Source organism: Lactobacillus hamsteri DSM 5661 = JCM 6256, from assembly GCF_000615445.1.
GTDB lineage: Bacteria > Bacillota > Bacilli > Lactobacillales > Lactobacillaceae > Lactobacillus > Lactobacillus hamsteri.
The window spans coordinates 1-16,922 of the sequence record NZ_BALY01000012.1; the positions used below are offsets into that span (position 1 = coordinate 1).

The 16,922-nt window shown below is 31.9% G+C and carries 22 protein-coding genes; 17 read left to right on the plus strand and 5 right to left on the minus strand.

Annotation, left to right across the window (positions count from 1 at the left end):
- Positions 1-1,380: hypothetical protein (locus tag JCM6256_RS10645; RefSeq protein WP_035438292.1), on the plus strand; the 1,380-nt coding region annotated here is incomplete at its 5' end.
- Positions 1,381-1,432: 52 nt separating this feature from the next.
- On the opposite strand, the gene JCM6256_RS04340 is transcribed toward JCM6256_RS10645, so the two are convergent.
- Positions 1,433-1,888, minus strand: coding sequence for an Rrf2 family transcriptional regulator (locus JCM6256_RS04340; RefSeq protein WP_025080561.1), 456 nt, complete (start codon positions 1,886-1,888; stop codon positions 1,433-1,435).
- A gap of 147 nt (positions 1,889-2,035) precedes the next feature.
- On the opposite strand from JCM6256_RS04340, the gene JCM6256_RS04345 reads away from it, so the two are divergent.
- The 7 genes from JCM6256_RS04345 (at position 2,036) to JCM6256_RS04375 (ending at position 7,141) form a co-directional block, all read left to right on the plus strand.
- Positions 2,036-2,941, plus strand: coding sequence for a glycine betaine ABC transporter substrate-binding protein (locus tag JCM6256_RS04345; protein WP_025080562.1), 906 nt, complete (start codon positions 2,036-2,038; stop codon positions 2,939-2,941).
- An 8-nt stretch (positions 2,942-2,949) separates the two neighbouring features.
- Complete coding sequence (locus JCM6256_RS04350; protein WP_025080563.1) at positions 2,950-3,594, plus strand: ABC transporter permease; 645 nt, start codon at positions 2,950-2,952, stop codon at positions 3,592-3,594.
- Positions 3,575-4,342: an ABC transporter ATP-binding protein gene (locus tag JCM6256_RS04355; protein ID WP_025080564.1), complete on the plus strand. Its 768-nt coding sequence runs from the start codon at positions 3,575-3,577 to the stop codon at positions 4,340-4,342. The genes JCM6256_RS04350 and JCM6256_RS04355 overlap by 20 nt, the downstream gene beginning before the upstream one ends.
- Positions 4,339-4,977 (plus strand): ABC transporter permease, encoded by a 639-nt coding sequence (locus tag JCM6256_RS04360; RefSeq protein ID WP_025080565.1) that lies wholly within the window; start codon positions 4,339-4,341, stop codon positions 4,975-4,977. The genes JCM6256_RS04355 and JCM6256_RS04360 overlap by 4 nt, the downstream gene beginning before the upstream one ends.
- A gap of 4 nt (positions 4,978-4,981) precedes the next feature.
- Positions 4,982-5,842 (plus strand): SDR family oxidoreductase, encoded by an 861-nt coding sequence (locus tag JCM6256_RS10510; RefSeq protein ID WP_025080566.1) that lies wholly within the window; start codon positions 4,982-4,984, stop codon positions 5,840-5,842.
- A gap of 59 nt (positions 5,843-5,901) precedes the next feature.
- A complete protein-coding gene (locus tag JCM6256_RS04370; RefSeq protein ID WP_025080567.1) occupies positions 5,902-6,405 on the plus strand; it encodes a GNAT family N-acetyltransferase in 504 nt (167 codons plus the stop codon).
- Between the two features lie 97 nt (positions 6,406-6,502).
- Entirely contained in the window at positions 6,503-7,141 is a 639-nt protein-coding gene (locus tag JCM6256_RS04375; RefSeq protein WP_025080568.1) for an SDR family oxidoreductase, read from the plus strand.
- A 208-nt stretch (positions 7,142-7,349) separates the two neighbouring features.
- Here the strand turns inward: JCM6256_RS04375 and JCM6256_RS04380 are convergent, their stop codons facing one another.
- Both JCM6256_RS04380 and JCM6256_RS04385 read right to left on the minus strand, forming a co-directional pair.
- Complete coding sequence (locus JCM6256_RS04380) at positions 7,350-7,661, minus strand: type II toxin-antitoxin system RelE/ParE family toxin (protein ID WP_025080569.1); 312 nt, start codon at positions 7,659-7,661, stop codon at positions 7,350-7,352.
- Complete coding sequence (locus JCM6256_RS04385; protein WP_025080570.1) at positions 7,661-7,918, minus strand: hypothetical protein; 258 nt, start codon at positions 7,916-7,918, stop codon at positions 7,661-7,663. Before JCM6256_RS04385 ends, JCM6256_RS04380 begins: the two co-directional genes overlap by 1 nt.
- A gap of 223 nt (positions 7,919-8,141) precedes the next feature.
- Here JCM6256_RS04385 and JCM6256_RS04390 point away from each other — a divergent pair, with 223 nt between their 5' ends.
- The 9 genes from JCM6256_RS04390 (at position 8,142) to JCM6256_RS04430 (ending at position 14,759) form a co-directional block, all read left to right on the plus strand.
- Positions 8,142-9,182, plus strand: a complete 1,041-nt coding sequence (locus JCM6256_RS04390) for an alcohol dehydrogenase catalytic domain-containing protein (protein WP_025080571.1) — start codon at positions 8,142-8,144, stop codon at positions 9,180-9,182.
- A gap of 158 nt (positions 9,183-9,340) precedes the next feature.
- Entirely contained in the window at positions 9,341-9,685 is a 345-nt protein-coding gene (locus JCM6256_RS04395) for a cyclophilin-like fold protein (protein ID WP_025080572.1), read from the plus strand.
- A 9-nt stretch (positions 9,686-9,694) separates the two neighbouring features.
- The gene (locus JCM6256_RS04400; protein WP_025080573.1) at positions 9,695-10,435 is read left to right on the plus strand and encodes a dihydrofolate reductase family protein; all 741 of its coding nucleotides are present in this window, start codon (positions 9,695-9,697) and stop codon (positions 10,433-10,435) included.
- Positions 10,436-10,437: 2 nt separating this feature from the next.
- Positions 10,438-10,956 (plus strand): cyclophilin-like fold protein, encoded by a 519-nt coding sequence (locus JCM6256_RS10355; protein ID WP_025080574.1) that lies wholly within the window; start codon positions 10,438-10,440, stop codon positions 10,954-10,956.
- Between the two features lie 105 nt (positions 10,957-11,061).
- Positions 11,062-11,958: an alpha/beta hydrolase gene (locus JCM6256_RS09750; RefSeq protein ID WP_025080575.1), complete on the plus strand. Its 897-nt coding sequence runs from the start codon at positions 11,062-11,064 to the stop codon at positions 11,956-11,958.
- A 117-nt stretch (positions 11,959-12,075) separates the two neighbouring features.
- On the plus strand, positions 12,076-12,483 hold the full coding sequence (locus JCM6256_RS04415) for a MerR family transcriptional regulator (RefSeq protein ID WP_025080576.1): 408 nt from the start codon (positions 12,076-12,078) through the stop codon (positions 12,481-12,483).
- 9 nt (positions 12,484-12,492) lie between these two features.
- Complete coding sequence (locus JCM6256_RS04420; RefSeq protein WP_025080577.1) at positions 12,493-13,434, plus strand: aldo/keto reductase; 942 nt, start codon at positions 12,493-12,495, stop codon at positions 13,432-13,434.
- Positions 13,435-13,458: 24 nt separating this feature from the next.
- On the plus strand, positions 13,459-13,827 hold the full coding sequence (locus JCM6256_RS04425) for a DUF2255 family protein (protein WP_025080578.1): 369 nt from the start codon (positions 13,459-13,461) through the stop codon (positions 13,825-13,827).
- 107 nt (positions 13,828-13,934) lie between these two features.
- Positions 13,935-14,759 (plus strand): dihydrodipicolinate synthase family protein, encoded by an 825-nt coding sequence (locus JCM6256_RS04430; protein ID WP_025080579.1) that lies wholly within the window; start codon positions 13,935-13,937, stop codon positions 14,757-14,759.
- 58 nt (positions 14,760-14,817) lie between these two features.
- On the opposite strand, the gene JCM6256_RS09755 is transcribed toward JCM6256_RS04430, so the two are convergent.
- Positions 14,818-15,891 (minus strand): low temperature requirement protein A, encoded by a 1,074-nt coding sequence (locus JCM6256_RS09755; RefSeq protein WP_035438293.1) that lies wholly within the window; start codon positions 15,889-15,891, stop codon positions 14,818-14,820.
- Between the two features lie 9 nt (positions 15,892-15,900).
- Entirely contained in the window at positions 15,901-16,797 is an 897-nt protein-coding gene (locus tag JCM6256_RS09760) for a LysR family transcriptional regulator (RefSeq protein ID WP_035438294.1), read from the minus strand.
- Between the last annotated feature and the right edge of the window lie 125 nt (positions 16,798-16,922).

The following is a 16,922-nucleotide window of genomic DNA, read 5'->3' on the forward strand; positions in this document are numbered from 1 at the left end:
GACCTTAAGGAATTTGTAGCAGAATTAATAGATAATGATATTAATCTTTATGAAAAAAAGGTTGATTTCAAGTTTGTGGATGATGAAAAAAGTATAGATTCAACTCTTCCAGCTCTTGTATTTGTTCCTCATAAAAATTATTTTTTAAGTATGCAAAAACATTTGCGTAAAGTTAATGAAAATCCACAACTTAAAGTTTATGATACTTATTTTGATAAAATTAATTCATATGCAGTTCAGCATATTGATTTATCTGATTTCTTCTATATCAAGGAAAGAAAATATAGCGATTTAAAGAGAAGCCTTAAACGTAAACCTTCAAAACTTATACAAGAATTAAATACAACTATTCGTGAATTGTGGTTTAAAGAAAATAGAAAAAAGGGTCTCCTAGTATCTACATTTTCTGATCATAAAGTTGGATTTATTATGTTAAATAAAAACTTTAAAACTAAAAAAGAAATTATAGTTAGCGGAAAATGTGATGGAAAAGGTTGGCATGAATACGATAATAGGCAATTACGACAAGATCCTGTTTTTGAACAAAAAGAAAAGGAAATTCGTAATTTATATAAAGATCGTAAATCTGTTAACAATGAAATGATTATTTTTGATTTGGAAAATCCAGAAAAATTTGCGATCCTTACAAGGACTCCGTTGCGTGTTTTACCGTCAGCAGAGGCTACTAAATTCAAATTAAATTTGTTTGATAAAAACGTAGAAAAAACGAAAGTTAAATCCTTTTTAAAAGCAGTTGATGAATCGCCAATAATTAATCTTCAATTAATTTCTAATGCATTAGATATGATCGACATGTCTTCCAAAATGAAGTACAGTTTAAACGATATTTATTTAATGGTTCGTTCAAAAGGCTCAGATCCTCAGAAGGTATTTAATGATGTCGAAGGCAAGCTAAATAAATGTTTACCTAAAGGGAACGGACTAAAGGAATTTAATAAACTGTGTCATAAATATTTCGGTCAAAATATATTTATGAGTAAATCTAAAGATAGTGGTTTCGGTGAAAATTATGCAGGCTTTCTTGATTTAAATTATGCTATTTTTCTAAATAATAATCATACAAAACTGCTTTTTTCAGCCGGAGTGATAGAAAAGAATTTCCAACAATCCTTTTCTAAGAATCCCGTTATTTATCAATTTGAAGGATCTGAAGAAATTTGTGAAATTATTAAAGACAATTTGTCAGAGCTTCTTTCTGGATTCATTCGTTTCCATCAAACTTCGGTAACTTTCTTTCCTAAAAAATATCTTAGTCAAAAAATAGATGAGATTATTTATACTAAAAAGCAATATGAGAATCAACAGCTTTTAAAAACAAATCAATTGATAAGGATAGAGGATTTGCAGGACGATGAATAGGTAAGGTAAAATATAGTAGTTTAATAAAAAATAAAGGAGTAGTGATCTTACACTACTCCTTATTTGTTTGTCTAAATTCTTTTTCTTTTTGCTTTACTAAAATTCTATCAATTACGTCAGAAAGTTTTGTGCTATTAAGCTTGGCTTTAGCAGCAACTTCTGCCTGACTATAATATTCTTTCAAAGTTTCTTGAATATTGCCACCAACAATACACTGAGGATTTGTTTTGTGGTCGATTTCAAATAGAGGTTTATCTTTTTCAATGGCTAAATAGACATCTAATAAAGAAATTTGATCGGCCGGTTTAGCCAATTTAGGATCTGGCATCCCGTGTGTTGTCTCAATCAAACCCGCGTTTTTTAATTCCACCATCAAGCGACGAACCATAACAGGGGATGTTTCAATACTAGAGGCAATATTTTCACTGGAAAGAGGAATTTTTCCTGAATAAATATTAATAAAGGCTAATAGATGAATTGAATCACTAAATCGTGTTGAAATTTTCATTAAATCATCTCCGTTTATACTACATGATGTAATTATAAAAATTACAAGCAAAATGTGCAAATTGATTGACACGCCATATTTATAGAACTATATTAAAATACACAAGCAAATTATATGTAACATCAATAATTACATATGGAGAAAAATATGAGTAAAAAGAAAATATGGTCACTTATTAATTTAATCATAATTATTATAGCAATAATTGGGATAGTTATTTGGACGAAAAAGAATGAAAGCTCTCAAAGTAAAAATGCAATAGTTATTGGCTCAAAAAATTTTAGCGAAAGTAAAATTGTTATGCAAATTTGGACGGATGCATTAAAAAAAGAGGGTTATTCGATAGAGACTAAACCTAATATTTCTAGTTCTGTGGTTTATCAAGCGATAAAAACAGGGCAAATAGATCTTTATCCTGAATATACAGGGACGATTGCTTCGACATATTTGAATAAAAATATTATTGGTAAAAATGCGGATGAAGTTAACGATATGGCAAGTCGCGGGATGCTCCATAAAAATTTAGTTACTTTGAACTACGCACCTGGTAATGATGCTCAAGGAATTGCAATTCGTACTTCAATAGCAAGCAAATATGAAATTACGACAATTTCTGATTTGCAAAAAAATGCCGATAAAATTCGTTTTGTATCACAAGGAGAGTTTGATAAACGCGAAGATGGCATTCCTGGGTTAACTAAAGTATATGGCAAGTTTAATTTTAAGAGTCACAAAGTTTATGATCCAAGTTTGAAATATCAAATTTTAGATAAAGATGAAGGTGATATTACTCCTGCATCAACTACGGAAGGACAACTTGCGACAGAAAAATATCAAGTGTTGAAAGATAATAAAAAGTTTTGGGCGGCTTATAATTTGGTGCCTTTAGTCCGAGAGCAAACTTTAAAGAAAAATCCAAAGATTAGAAATATTTTGAATAAAATTGATCGAAAGCTTACAACTTCTGAGTTGCAACAACTTAATAAAAAGGTGGATGTTGAAGGTCAAAGTTATCAAAATGTTGCTCAAAAATGGATCGATAAAAATTATTAAGGTGAAAAATGTTAACACAAATTATTCATTATTTTCAAACTTCTTCTTCTGAATATTGGGGTTATGTTGGTCAACATATATTTATTAGTTTAACGGCTCTAAGTATTTCATTGATTATTGCTTTGCCAATTGGCTACTTAGGATCAAGAAATAAAATTGTTGCTACATTTTGTCAAACTTTTAGTCAGCTTCTTAGAATTATTCCAAGTTTGGCTTTACTATTTATTTTGATCCCATTTATGGGGACTGGGATTATTCCAGCTTTAATTGCTTTAGTTGTTTTAGCGCTTCCTCCATTAATTGTTAATACCATTTTAGGTTTTAACGAAGTTTCACCAGTTTTAAAAGAAGTAGGACTTTCTTTGGGAATGACGCAAATACAACTTTTAAAGCAAATTTCTCTGCCGCTAGCTTTGCCATATATTTTGAATGGGATTAAATTGGCAATCGTTGAAATTATTTCAAGTGCGACTTTGGCAACGTATATTGGTGCCGGAGGATTAGGGACTTTGATTTTTACAGGATTAGGTCTTTATAAAATGCAATATGTTGTAATTGGTGCAGTCAGCGTGGCAATGCTATCGCTTTTATCAATGATATTAATGGATTTTTTAATTAGAAAGGTTAGAGAAAATGATCAAAAAAATTATTAAATTTGAACACGTAAATAAAAAATTTGGAAAAAATGATGTAATCTCTGATCTTAATTTTTCAATTAATAAGGGCGAATTTGTAACAGTTTTAGGATCATCGGGTTCAGGCAAAACCACAACATTGAGGATGATTAATGGTTTAGAAGTGCCAACAGTCGGGGATGTAATTGTTAATGGAAATAATGTAAAAAGTTGTAATTTGGTTGATCTTCGTCGCCATATTGGCTATGTTGTACAATCAATTGGACTTTTTCCACATATGACAATTGCCCAAAATATTGCGGTAACGCCCAATTTGCTTAAATGGGATAAAGCGAAAATTACGAATACTATTAAAAGTTTACTTAATTTAGTGGGCTTAAAACCCGAAGAATATCAAAATCGCTATCCTGTTCAACTGTCAGGTGGTCAGCAACAAAGAGTTGGGGTGGCGCGTGCTTTATCAACCAATCCGCCAATTATGCTTTTTGATGAACCATTTTCCGCACTTGATGCGATTACTCGTCAAAAATTACAACACGAATTGAAGGACTTGCATAAAAAATTAAATGATAAAACTTTCTTTTTCGTAACTCATGATATTAATGAAGCTTTGTTTTTAGGCGATAGAGTGATGGTTATGAATCATGGCAAAATAGAGCAATTAGATACACCCAAAAATATTGTATCTAAACCTGCTACAGACTATATTAAACAGCTTTTGTCGACCGTTAATCAAAATAAATCATTATGGGAGCAATTCAAGTGATTAAATATTGGCAAGAAAATTATCAAAATATGTTCCAATTAACTGTTGAACATGGCCAGATGGTTTTAACTTCTTTGTTGATATCGTTTGTTGTAACAACTTTGTTAATTGCCTTATTTTTGAGAAAAAAGAATTGGTTAAATTGTTTAATTTATTTCTTTTCCTTATTATATTCAGTTCCAAGTTATGCTTTTTTTGCACTTTTAATTTCAATTACAGGATTGGGAGAAACAACAGCAATTATCGTTTTAGCTTTTTATAGCGAATATATTTTGCTTAGAACATTTATTACGGGAATTCGAGAAGTAAATCCTGAATATATTGATGTTGCTAAGGGACTAGGAATGACGCGGCGAGAAATTTTTATGAAAGTTCAACTTCCTCTCGCGATGCCAGCGATTTTTTCAGGTCTGCAGGTTGCGTTAGCTTCAACGATGGCGATAGCTACAATTGCATCGACAATCAGTGCAGGTGGACTTGGCGATTTGATGTTTGAAGGATTGCAAACAGGAAGACTTGTACCAATTTTATGGGGAACGATTCTTACTGTAGCATTAACCTTAATTTTTATTTGGATTTTAAAATTACTTAAAAATATTATTATTAGCGATTGGTTAGATGTACAGAAGGGATGATTAGATGAGAATTGCAGTAACAGGTGCAACAGGTCACTTAGGGAGTAAAACTATTGAAGAATTAAGCAAAAATATGAAAAAGGAAAACATTATTGCGTTAATTCATAATAAAAATCATGCACAAAATTTAATTGAAAATGGGTATCAAGTTAGAGAAATCGATTTTCAAAAAGCAGAGACTTTAAATAAAGCTTTTGCAGGCATCGATACTTTAATTTATGTAGCAAGCAAAACTTACTCAGTCTTTGACCGTGTTCGTGAACTTGAAAATGTTTTAGCAGCAATGAAAGAAAATAATATTAAAAATATAGTTGCGATGAGTTTTATTGCGGATCAAGAAGATAATCCCTTTGTAATGTCACCATTTTATGGATATTTACCAAGACGCCTCGCTGGAACAAATTTAAATTACGCAATTGCAAAAAATAGTTTGTATGCCGATCCGTTAATACCATATTTGCCGGAGCTAATTGAACGTAAAGGCTTAATTTATCCGGTTGGTAATCAAAAAATGAGTTTTATTAGCATAGAAGACTCTGCAGAAGCAATGGCCAAGATGGCTATAAATAATGAAATTTTGAAAAGCAGAAAAATGTATCTTTTAACTCAAAGTCGCTCGTATACGATGCTTGAACTCGGAAAAATTATGACAAAAGTTACAGGTCATGAAATTGGCTACCATCCTGTTAGTGTTGAAGAATTTGGGAAAATTTATGCTTCTGAAGGTGACGGAAATGAGCTTGCTTCAATGTATGCTGGAGGAGCAATGGGCTATTTGCATGGTTTAAGTGATGATTTTGCCCATATAACTGGACACGAACCAGAATCAATGGAACATTTTTTGATGAGAAAATATCAGAATTAAGAAACATGTTCTAGGTGAATTTTGATATAATCAGCATCAAAAACATCGGAGTCATAATAATGAAAATAATATATCGAAACGTTAAAGAAAAAGATTTAAGTACAATCGTTGATTTGGAAGCCGAAGCTTTTCATATGAGTAAAAAGATGACCGAAAAAGATATGATTGGCCGTATTAAAAATTATCCTGATACCTTTTTAGTTGCTGAAGATCAAGAAAGTGATCAAGTTGTAGGTTATACCTTTGGACCAGCATTTTCTGAACGTTATATTGAAGACGAAATCTATTTCAAAAATCATCCTAATCGTGATGTTGATCAATACCAAATGATTTTATCTCTAGTCGTAGACGAAAAGTATCGCCATCATAAAATTGCGAGTCATTTATTGAAGAAGATGGATGAGGTAGCTAGAAAACAAGGTAGGAAGGCAATTTCTTTAACTTGCTTAACAAAGCTGATACCATTCTATGAACTAAATGGTTACGTTAATGAAGGAAAGGCCGAAGATATCCCAACGCCTGAAGATGAAACTACATATAATATGGTAAAGATGTTAAAATAGCGATAATTCATCGCCTTAATATAATACATATCATTTGATAGCTTACAAAAAGTAAGATATTCTATATTTATAGATCTTATTTATTGTAAGGAGGCAAATTATGCAAATTTTTGTAGCTGGTGGCTCAGGTCGTGTAGCAACTGAATTAATTAAGAATTTGGTTGCTGATGGAAATACTGTTGTGGCAGGAGCTCGTCATGAAGACAATATTATTAATTTAGATGGCGTTCGTCCTGTTCATATGGATTTACATGCTGATGTTGATCAAATTGCTGAATTAATGAAGGGTAGCGATGCTGTTTACTTTACAGCTGGTTCTCGTGGTAAAGATTTGCTTCAAACCGATGCTTTTGGTGCTGTGAAGACTATGCAGGCTGCCAAGAAGCTAGGCATTGAAAGATATATTATGCTTAGTTCAATTTTTGCGCTTCAACCAGAAAAATGGAATCTTGATGGATTGAATCAAATAATGGATTATAATGTTGCTAAATACTTTGCTGATAATTATTTGGTAAATCAAAGTGATCTTAAATATACTATTTTGCAACCAACTAATTTAACTGAAGAACCAGCAACAGGCAAAATTAGCTTGGATGTTTCTGGAGTTACAAGTAATCCAATTCCTGACGTGGCAAAAACTTTAGCTGAAATTTTGAAGCATGATAATACTGTTGGAAAAGTAATTATGATGCGTAGTGGCGATATGCCAATTGATGATGCATTATCTAACATCTAAAACTTTATAAATTTTATCTATTATTAATAATTTTGTGAACACGAATGAAACCTCGATTTAGAAATGATATAGTCCTACTTTCATAGATAGTACAGTTTATATATTTGTACTGTCTACTAAAGTAGGACTATATCAAAAAATCTAAGTCGAGGTTTTTCATCATAATAAAAAATAATTGGGTAGTGGTTAAACTTCCTTAGTTTTCATTTTAGAATTTAATACGCATTTGTCGATTATTGAATAAACTGCCGATTTGTACAATTTTTTTATGTTCGTCAACACGATAAAAGATGCAATATTGATTGCCAATTGTAATCCGATAAGTTGATTTATTAAAATGATATTTTTTGCTGACGTCTTCACTAATATAAGGATATTCACTTAATAAATTAATATTGCGATAAATAAGAGAAACGTATTTGGTAATAGCTTTATCCGATAATTTCAATTGCTTTTCCCAATAATTTATTGTTTTACTCAAAGACGCAGCAAAACTTTTACTGTATTGAATTTGGTACATTATTTACCCCAACCGTATTTGCCAAATTGGGCTTTCATTTCTTTATCAGAAATCCAATCACCTTTATCAAAATCTTCGAAGCTTTTTTCAATTAAGTTTCGATCATGTTTAATATTTTCGGGCTCGAGGTTGATAATTACTTGATGATTTTTATTGTCAATTTTATATTTTAACTTTGCGCCTTCTTCTACGTGCCATTCTTTTGGAAAAATACTACCAACAGAATTACCAATTTTCCGTACTTTTAATTCTTTCATATATTTCACTTCTTTCAAAATAATCTTTATAAAAATTATAACACGTTATAACTGTGTACAAAATAACCTTATTAAGATAAGTTTTATTTAAATATTTGATTAAAAGTTGTCTATATTCATGTCATAACTAAAAAGAATAGCTGTTGCTTAATGATAAGTATTTCAGTTCTATTCTATTTTATTTAATAATATAGATAAGATGTAGAAGATGAAAGGAAATTCCATGAAAGACGCAAGATTTGAAAAAGCTGGCCAAATGGTAGTTAAAGATATGCCAAAGCCAAAAATTGAAAAAGATGATGATGTAATTATTCGTGTTGTTAAAGCATGTGTCTGTGGCTCAGACTTATGGTCATACCGTGATTTTGATCAAGCAGCTCCAAACTCAGAAAACTCAGGTCACGAAGCAATCGGTATCGTTGAAGAAGTTGGTAAGGATATTACAACTGTTAAACCCGGTGATTTCGTTATTGCTCCATTTACTCATGGTTGTGGACACTGCCCAGCATGTTTAGCTGGTTTTGACGGTGTTTGCATGGATCATACTGATAACTTTAGTGATGGTGATCAAGCTGAATACATTCGTTTCCAACATGGTCAATGGGCATTAGTAAAAGTTCCTGGCAAGCCAAGCGACTACAGTGAAGGAATGCTTAAGTCACTTCTTACTTTGGCCGACGTTATGGCAACTGGCTACCATGCAGCTCGCGTTGCCAATGTTAAAGAAGGTGATACTGTCATTGTTTTAGGTGACGGTGCCGTTGGTCAATGTGCAATTATTGCAGCTAAAATGCGTGGTGCCAAAAGAATTATTTCTACTTCACGCCACTCCGACCGTGCAGCTTTGGCTAAAGAATTTGGTGCAACTGAAAATATTGCTGAACGTGGTGAAGAAGGCATTAAGAAATTACTTGAAACAACAAATGGTGGTGCCGATGCTGTTCTTGAATGTGTAGGTACAGAAATGTCTAGCGATGAGGCAATGAAGGTTGGCCGTCCAGGTTCAATCATCGGAAGAGTTGGTCTTCCTCATGGAAGCAAGATTAATCCTGCCGAAACTTTCTACCAAAACAAGATTTTGGCTGGAGGTCCAGCATCAGTAACTACTTACGATAAGGAAATTTTGCTTAAAGCAGTTCTTGATGGCCAAATTAATCCAGGTAAGGTATTTACTAAAGAATATACTTTGGATGAAATTAATGATGCGTACCAAGATATGGCCGATCGTAAGACTATTAAGTCATACGTTAAAGTTAGCGATTAATTAAAAAGTGAATATTATCTAAAGAGGTTAATTCTATTATGAATTAATCTCTTTTTAGCTATAACTAAAAGTTAGCATGGCTACTTAGTTATAAATATTTCACACCTTATGTTAAAGCTAGTAAATTAGAATATGAAATCGACAAAGGAGTCTTAAATATGCAAATTAGAGTACAAAATAATGATTTAAAAATTGACTTTCAATTAAATGAAAGCCCAGCTGCGAAAACTTTAATTGAACAATTGCCACTTACTTTAGATGTAGATAATTTTGGTGACAATGAAAAGATTTTTTATCCTGATAAAAAATTGAATGTAACAGATACTAAATTAGCAGATCCGCAAAAAGGTGACTTATGTTACTACTCACCTTGGGGAGATGTAGTTATGTACTACAAAGCTACAAGTCCGGCTGGTGGATTATATAGTTTAGGTAAAGTTATTAATGGTAAAGAAAATATTCAAAAGTTAAAGGGTAGTCTTACTATTACTAAGCTAGATTAGGAGTTTAATATGAAAAGACCACATGTTACGCTTCACATTTTTACTTCCTTGGATGGAAAAATAACTGGCCAATTTGGTAAATCATTAGAAGCCAAGGACGCTGGGAAATTATTTGAAAGTACTGGTTTTAATAATAATTCAAATAATAGTTTTCATTTTGACGGATGGATTTATGGTCGAATTACTGCTCAAGAGGGCTTTGGTCAGAATAAAAAACCAGATTTAAGTGATCATACTCCCGTTGAAGCAGGCGACTATCTTATAAATAAAGGTCAAAAGCTTTACTATGCTTCTGTCAATCGTTCTGGAAAAATTGGTTGGGAAAAGAATACTTGCTCTTATGCAGGTCAAACAGCTTATGTAATTGAAATTTTGACAGATAGGGCAAGTGATGAATACAAGAATTTTCTTAAGAAAAGAAAAATTCCATATCTTATTTGTGGAAAAGATGAAATCGACTTTGAGTTAATTCTTAACAAATTATATACGATTTATGATCGACGTAATTTGATGTTAGGCGGTGGCGGAATACTTAATTGGAGTTTTATTGATCAAGGATTAGTTGATGAGATTTTATTGGTTGTAGCGCCAAGTTTTGATGGTAATCCGTTAACAGCTCAAGTTTTTAATTCTAAATATACAAAAGATCCTCATGCAATTGGATTAAAGTTGAAAAAAGCAATAGTTGGTAGCAATGGAGCTTTGTGGCTTAGATATACAATATCTTCAAATAATAGAAAGGAAAAATAAAAATGAAAAAGCAATTGTTAACAGCTATAGTAGCCGTAGGTTTAATAACATTAGCAGGTTGCTCGCAAAATAATAATTCTTCTCAAAAGATTTCATCATCTGTTTCTGCACAAAGCAAAAAAAAGCCGGTTAAGTCTAGAAAGAAAGTAAGCAGAACAAATTTAAAAATTAAGATTAATGGTCATACTGTACGCGCACATTTGAATAATTCAAGCGCAGCTCGAGCATTTTCAAAGAAGTTACCAACGACTTTGACCTTTGTTGATTTCCCTAGAAACAATTCAGAAAAAATGGCAGATTTGAATTATAGTTTGTCAACAAAGGGAATGCCAAGTGGACATGCCGGAGATAAGGGAACTATTGGTTATTGGTCACCAGATCGCAGAATTATTTTCTATTATGGTCATGTTGATTTTTATCCAGGTATTCATATTATTGGTAAATTTGACTCTAAAAATTATCAAAGAGTGATTTCAAATATGCCAAATCATACTCGTGTACGAATCACCAAGGTTAAATAATTATTACTATATCTAAAAGCTATAGTACATGCATATTTATTTATATTTCACATTGATTATTCTTGCTAGTAGAATTTAGCTAAATTCATTTAAGAGGGGAAACTTATGAGAAAGAGAAATTATTCAATAATTGCAATAGCTATTGCTGTGGTAGCAATTATCGCAGGAATTTTCATTTTTAAAAATTATTCAAAGCAAAATGAAGTTCAAGAAATAGCATCAGTTAAAGTTGAATCAAGAACAGTTCCAACCTTCTTTTTTCATGGTTGGGGCAGTAGTTATCATGCTGAAGAAGATATGGTAAAGGCAATTAAACATGCTGGTGTTACCAAAAGTGTAATTAGAGCAAATGTAACCCGAAGTGGAAAAGTTATTTTACATGGAAGACTTAATAAAAATGCGCGTAATCCAATAATTGAAGTTAATTTTGATGATAATAAACTCAGCGGTTATCAAGGCGATTATGTCAGAGCATATGAAAATGCAGGTTCACGTTATGTTAAAAACGTCATCCAAAAAGTTACTTCCAAGTATCACTACAATCAGATCAATATTGTGGCTCATTCAATGGGAAACTTGGAAGTTGCATATTACTTTAAGCGTTATCCAGAATTGCAAAAACAGATTCAGGTAAATCACTTTATTTCAATGGCTGGCCACTATGATGGAATTATTGGTGAAAATGACAAGCCAAATCAATTAAAGATTGATAAGAAAACTGGAAAGCCAAGCTTTATGAGACCTGAATATCGCGGATTGCTTCCATTGAGAAAAACATTTCCTAGAAATACACGTGTTTTAAACATATTTGGTAACCGTGAAGATGGAACTAATTCTGATGGTCCAGTTTCGAATGCTTCAGCGCGTTCACTTAGATATCTTATTAATGGTCGTGCTAAGTCATATCGTGAATTAATGATTCGTGGCAAAAATGCACAACATAGCAAGTTGCATAATAATCGTCAAGTTAACCAAGCAATTGTTAACTTCTTATGGAGATAGAAAGGATGAGCAGATAAATATCTGCTTATTTTTTTGAATAAAAATATAAGTTTTTTTAGTTTATTTGTTGACTTGAAGTTAACTCCAAGTGATATCTTATTTTCTGGAGGCAAGAAGATGACAAATTTAACTATCACAGAAGTAAGCAAAAAATATGATCTTAAACCTGATACGCTACGTTATTATGAACGAATTGGTTTATTGCCTGAGGTACCTCGAAAAGAAAATGGCAATCGTTATTATAACGAAGGGATGCAAGGCTGGATTGAAATGATTGTTTGTTTACGTCACTCTGGTGTCCCCGTTGAAAAATTAATTGATTACTCTGACATGCTTCGTGAAGGTGATTCAACTTTACAGGCAAGGGAAGATCTTTTAAAAGAACAACTTGATGAGTTAGAAATAAAGAAGAAAAATTTAAATCGTTCAATTAAAAGACTAAAGCATAAGATTTCGCTTTATGAATCTGGTGAAATCAAAAAGAATAAATCTTATTTTGAAGAATATAAAATTTTAGATGATTAGGTGATGTATATGACAAAACAAGCAAAAGTAGTCTTAGGTGCATGGGCTTGGGGCGACAACAATTCATACTTTGGAAATAATTATGATCAAGCACACTTTCAAGAAGTTTACGATGAAGCCATTAAAAATGGTTTGAACTTCTGGGATACTGCCGTTGCTTACGGTAATAGTGCTTCAGAAACTTTACTTGGCAATTTAATGAAAAATACGCTACGTGAAGAGCTAGTGATTTCTACAAAATTTACTCCTCAAATGGCAGATAATAGTGAAAATCCTATTGAATCAATGTTTAACGGTAGCTTAAAACGTCTCAATACTGATTACATTGATTATTATTGGATTCACAATGATGCGGATGTTGAAAAATGGACGCCACTTATTATTCCTTTGCTTAAATCAGGCAAGATTAAGCATGTTGGAGTTTCCAACCATACTTTAACTGAAATTAAACGCGTTCAAGAAATCTTGGGTGAAGCAGGATTTAAGTTAGATGCAGTTCAAAATCACTTAAGTCTTTTGGATAGAACTTCTGAACAAGCCGGAATTTTGGATTACTGTAAAGAAAATGATATTACTTTCTTTGCATACATGGTATTGGAGCAAGGTGCGCTTACTGGAAAGTATAACGTTGATAATCCATTCCCAGCTGGCAGTGTAAGAGCGCACGTTTATAATAATAAGCTTCCACAATTGACTGATTTGATTAACACATTGCATGAAATTGGTCAAAGACATGACTTAAGTACTGCTCAAACAGCGATGGCCTGGGCTTTAGCTAAGGGTGCTTTGCCAATTATTGGTGTAACCAAGGTGAAACAGGTTGATGATGCTGCCGGCGTTGCGCAAAGTCATTTAACTACCGAAGAAATTGAAACTTTAGAAGAAGTTGCTGATAAAGCTGGCGTAAATACTATTGGTAGCTGGGAACAAGATATGAGAGAAGATAAATAATTTTTTGAAAGGAAATAATATATTATGAAAAATTGGACTAAAGATGTTTTGGATAAATTAAATGAAGTAACTACTGTACAAAATCACCCTAATGACGATAAAGGAAATTCATTTCAAGATTATCCAATTTGGGTTGTAACTGATAACGATAAAGTTTATCTTCGTGCCGGAAAAGGCAAGGAAAGCAAATGGTATAAATCAGGATTGAAGAATGGCGGAGCAATCGAACTTGATGGTCAAAACTATGAAGTTGAATACGTAGCTGTTGATGATCCCGCAGAAATTAAGTCTGTAACTGATGCATATGAAAAGAAGTATCATGGTCAATACCCAATTGATATGATGGTTTCTGACAAATGCGCTGAAGCCACTGTTGAATTGAGATTAAAGTAATATTTAATGTAATTTATACAAAAACTCTAAAGTTAGATTAGATTCTGACTTTAGAGTTTTTTGCTATGCTATACTTATTCCAAATTACACTAAAGGGAGTATGAAATTTGAGTTTATTAGAAAATTATCATATTGCTGTACCAACAGCTTTTGACAAGAATGAAGATCTAAATACCGAAGCAACTATTAAACATATTCAATATTTAAATGATATTGGAATAAAATCTGTTTTAGTTTGTGCGTCAACGGGTGAACAGCATTCATTAACTTTAAAGGAAAAATTTGAACTATTAGATTGTTTATCAAATTTGAACTTAAATGAGGATTTTAATTTGATATTTGGTGTATCTAGTATTCGACAAAAAGAGGCTATACAGCTTGCTAAAAAAGTCCATGATACTCCAGAAGTCTCAACAATTTTGATAGGATATTCACCTTATATATTGCCAACACAAGATGAGGCATTAAAATATACCCATTTAATAATAAGTGCGGCAGGTAAGCCAGCAATTATTTATAATAATCCTTTAAGAACAGGCTTTGATCTATCTGTTGATTCTTTTGAAAAAATTGTGAATGATAATGATTTAATAGTGGGGTTAAAAGAGGCTGGCGATCCTCATAAAATTTCAGAAATAAAGAAAGGTGTTACTAAATCTTTAAATTATTATATTGGCGGTGAAAAAGAGCTAGAATCCAAAATTAAATTTGGCTATAACAGTTTGTCTTCAATTGCGGGCAACGTATATCCAAAAGAAATTGAGCAATGGTTCAGTGCTTTGCTGAATAAAGATGTGAATGATAATTATGATGATTTACAAATTAAGATTGATGAAATTTTTAGTAATTCACCACTTCCATATATAAAGAAACAAATTTCTAAAAAAGAACATATTGATTTTGGTATTTGTAGAACACCATTGGGAAATTAAGAATACAAAAAACCGTAAAGACTATAATAGCCTTTACGGTTTTTGATTTTGTAATAACTTAATTTTGATATAATTTTTTAACTAGAATAGCTGAATTGAGAAGTACAACGATTGCCGATGAAATGACGATCCATTCAAACTTTAGAGTAAAGATATTTATCATATATCCAATGAGAATTAAAGAAATAATTATAATTCCCTCGTTTAATTTAAACTTATAGCGCTCGGCATTGTAAGTATTTGCTAAAAACAAACCAATATAGAATAAAAGCATCCCGCCATAAAGGCAACTGTTAGCAAATACCATGTTGGTTTCAGGTTCATTGACTAACTTTAAAGTAACAGTCATTAAGCTTAATCCAAATAAAATAAAGTAATGTAAGTAGATCAATAAATTCCCAGTTGTATTGTCTTGTTTTTCGTTAATTAAATGATCAAATTCAGTGATATATGAGAAAAACAGTCCTGCTACGATTAGAAACACAATAATAGAATAAATTGAGAAAGAAGCCGGTTTAAAGTAATCAGCAATTCCAATAATCATTTCACCAAATGTAATAATGATCAATAGTGTTAACCGTTCAAGCAAATGACTAAAAATAATCGGATGCTTTTTAGTAACTTTTCCAGTAAAAGCAGGCAAGATCCAACTAAATAGAATTCCTAATAAAGCGATAATAAAACCAAATAAATTGTTTAAGAAGCCACCGATAAATAGAAAAACAGTCCTGATCATGGTGATTTTGAAAAAAGTTATACTTATTGTTTTATCGATAATTTCATTTGTTTTGAAATAAATGAATAAATACTGTATCCCCAAAGTTAAAGAGAGCAAGCCAGCTGCAACAAAGAAAATTCTAAGATTTTTAAAAACTGTCACTGAAAAAGAATTGGTCATAAACAAAAGGATGATCATGTTAACAAAATAAAAAGTAATATCAGTCCAGCTAGATTGACCGTAACGGTTAGTAAAGACGCTTTGAATCATCCAAGAATTGATGAAGACAATAACGACTAAGAAAAATAGTAAAAATGAATTGAGACCGACAATGCCGTGCTGAAGATTGTGTAGCAGCTCGGTAGCTTGCGAAATCATGTATGCAAAGACCAAGTCATAAAATAATTCGATCATGGAACTTTTTTAGTTAATGCCTGCTTCATGATGTTCTCCTTTTAATGATTTTTTTAATTCATTTAAAAATAAATTTTCTAAATTGGAAAGTTTAATATTTTTCTTCCAAATGACAATATTAGGATCAAATATTTCAGGCTCAAGCGGGCGTGCAACTAAGTTATTATCTAACCCTTTATCTAAAAGTCCGGCATAAGTAAGTTGAACCATATGTCCTTGCTCAGCTAATAAGGAAGAGTTAAAACTCAAATTACAATTCACGGGATTTTTAACATCATTGTTACCCCACCAATTTTTGAATTTATCGCTAACCAAGGTTTGATTGGATGAAATAATTGGATAATTCGAAAGATCTGCCGGAGTTACGGTTTTCTTTTTTTCTAAAGATAAATTTTTATTAAAAATAGCAACGAATTGATTCTTTTCTGGCAAAACCAAAGTATTAAAATCGTCTAAAGGACGTTCGCCCATAACAACGCCAAAATCAAGCGTACCATTATTAACTCGAGCTTCTACATCATCAGCATTAGCGTCAATAATCCTTATTTGAACATCAGGATGAGCACATAAGATATGATCAATAATTTTCATAATATGACGCATGGCTAAAGTCTGACCTGCACCAATTGCTAAAGTTCCCGAAACAACTTTTCTGCTTTCAAGGGATGAAGTTGTATTGTCCGTTAAGGCAACAATTTCTTGAGCACGATCTTTTAAAAAATATCCTTCTTCGGTTAAGGCTAGTTTTCGATGATTTCTAATGAAAAGATCTACGCCAAGTTCATTTTCTAAATCTTTAATTTGGGTTGATAAAGAAGGCTGTGCAATATGCAATTTTTGTGCAGCCTTAGTGAAATTCTTTTCTTCGCAAACTGCTAAAAAATAGCGTAATACTCTAACATCCATATTATTCCTCCTATAGTTAATACCTATAATATACCAAATGAAATAGGTATTTAACATTTTAATTGGAAATCCATATAATTTAATTAATAAATTTGAAGACATAATTTTTAATTAAAAAATGATAG